Source organism: Acinetobacter sp. UNC436CL71CviS28 (genome assembly GCF_000620525.1).
GTDB lineage: Bacteria > Pseudomonadota > Gammaproteobacteria > Pseudomonadales > Moraxellaceae > Acinetobacter > Acinetobacter radioresistens.
This window is the reverse complement of the sequence record NZ_JIBB01000090.1, coordinates 1-1,814: the sequence shown is the minus strand read 5'-3', so window position 1 is coordinate 1,814 and position 1,814 is coordinate 1. Positions and strand designations below refer to the sequence as shown.

General features: G+C 41.4%; 1 protein-coding gene. It reads left to right on the top strand.

The window, feature by feature from the left end; genetic code table 11:
• Nucleotides 1-476 precede the first annotated feature (476 nt).
• Nucleotides 477-1,640 (top strand): zinc-dependent alcohol dehydrogenase, encoded by a 1,164-nt coding sequence (locus tag N518_RS0115210; RefSeq protein WP_004897278.1) that lies wholly within the window; start codon nt 477-479, stop codon nt 1,638-1,640.
• Nucleotides 1,641-1,814 lie beyond the last annotated feature (174 nt).

The window sequence follows — 1,814 nt, the reverse complement described above, 5'->3', positions numbered from 1 at the left end:
AAGCTTGAAAATCATTTCAAAGCCTTTGATTTAGTGTTCTTTTATATCAATAATGGATTCGTTTAATGCCAGCATACTTTTTGAAACACTACCCATTTTTCACCTATTAACCAATTAGAATTAAGTTTTAAGCAGCTAAGTAATTTTACAAATACTATATCCTCATTCTTTAAAGATCAAAAAAATTGCTTTTTTATCTAACTAAAAGGTGTCTACAAAATTGGTGGCTATTCACTATAAGTTATAGAAATTACTAGATGTTTCTTTAATTCTGTTCTTTTCTATTCATTCGACACATAAGCTCACGAATTACGTAAACCCTATATAAGTTTATTTTTTAAACACTCGGATGTCTTATTTCATACATTAATTTACAGCGATTTCTTGGCGCATAAGGCTCTAATAAAAGTGTTTTTTAATTCTTGGCAGCCTTGCTACGAGTCTGTTTAATGTTGAACTAGAAAGAGGAAATCCGCATGCGTGCTCTTACCTATCATGGTGCTCGGGATGTACGAGTTGAATCTGTTCCAGATCCAGTGATTCAGGAACCAGATGACGTTATTTTAAGGGTGACAGCCACCGCCATCTGTGGCTCAGATCTGCATTTATACCGGGGAAAAATCCCGGCCACTGAAGACGGTGATATTTTCGGCCATGAATTTATGGGAATTGTAGAAGAAGTCGGCCCACAAGTAACCGAAGTCAAAAAAGGTGATCGGGTAATTATTCCCTTTGTGATTGCATGCGGTCACTGTTTTTTCTGTGAACATGAACTAATGGCTGCCTGTGAAAATACCAATACCGGCCGTGGTGCAATTCTCAATAAAAAACAGATTCCACCAGGGGCAGCTTTATTTGGCTTTAGCCATCTGTATGGTGGTATACCGGGTGGTCAAGCTGAATATGTGCGGATCCCCAAGGGCAATGTCGGACCATTTAAAGTGCCAGGCTCCCTGCCTGATGAAAAAGTATTATTCCTGACCGATATTCTACCAACCGCCTGGCAAGCAGTGAACAATGCCCAAGTTGGTCGAGGTTCCAGTGTGGCGATTTATGGTGCTGGCCCAGTCGGTCTGCTGGCTGCTGCCTGTGCGCGGATGCTCGGTGCCGAGCAGATTTTTATGGTCGATCACCATCCTTATCGTCTGCGTTTCGCACATCAAACCTATGGAGTGATTCCGGTCAATTTTGATGAAGTCGATGCCGCTGAATTTATCATTCAAAATACCACGGGTTATCGTGGAGTCGATGCCGTCATTGATGCGGTCGGTTTTGAAGCTAAAGGCAGCATGCTGGAAACCGTAATGACCAACCTGAAATTAGAAGGTTCGAGTGGTTCAGCGTTAAGACAATGTATTGCAGCGGTCCGCCGCGGCGGTGTGGTGAGTGTACCTGGAGTTTATGCCGGTCCAATTCATGGCTTCCTGTTTGGTGATGCCTTTGACAAAGGTTTAACCTTTAAAATGGGACAAACCCATGTGCATAACTACTTGCCGCAGTTGCTAGAACATATTGAAAATGGAGATCTGTCTCCAGATCTGATTATTACCCATCGCATGAAACTGGAAGATGCTGCGGAAGGTTACCGTATTTTTGATAAAAAAGAAGAAGACTGTCGTAAAGTGATTCTGACGCCATAAATATGATTAAAGGAAAGCGCCATCAGGCGCTTTTTTATTTTTTATCATCATTTTATCAATCCTCTTTTTCTTGTTTTTAAGGGCTTTGTTGCACAAAGATTTGAAATGCAAAGCGCCCCTAATTGAGCCAAATTTAAGGCGTAACTTGGGTAAGTGGTCGACCTAATTCCGTAA

Excerpts from the sequence above, each read along its gene's own strand:
- N518_RS0115210 (WP_004897278.1), top strand. The coding sequence starts at position 477 with ATGCGTGCTCTTACCTATCATGGTGCTCGGGATGTACGAGTTGAATCT.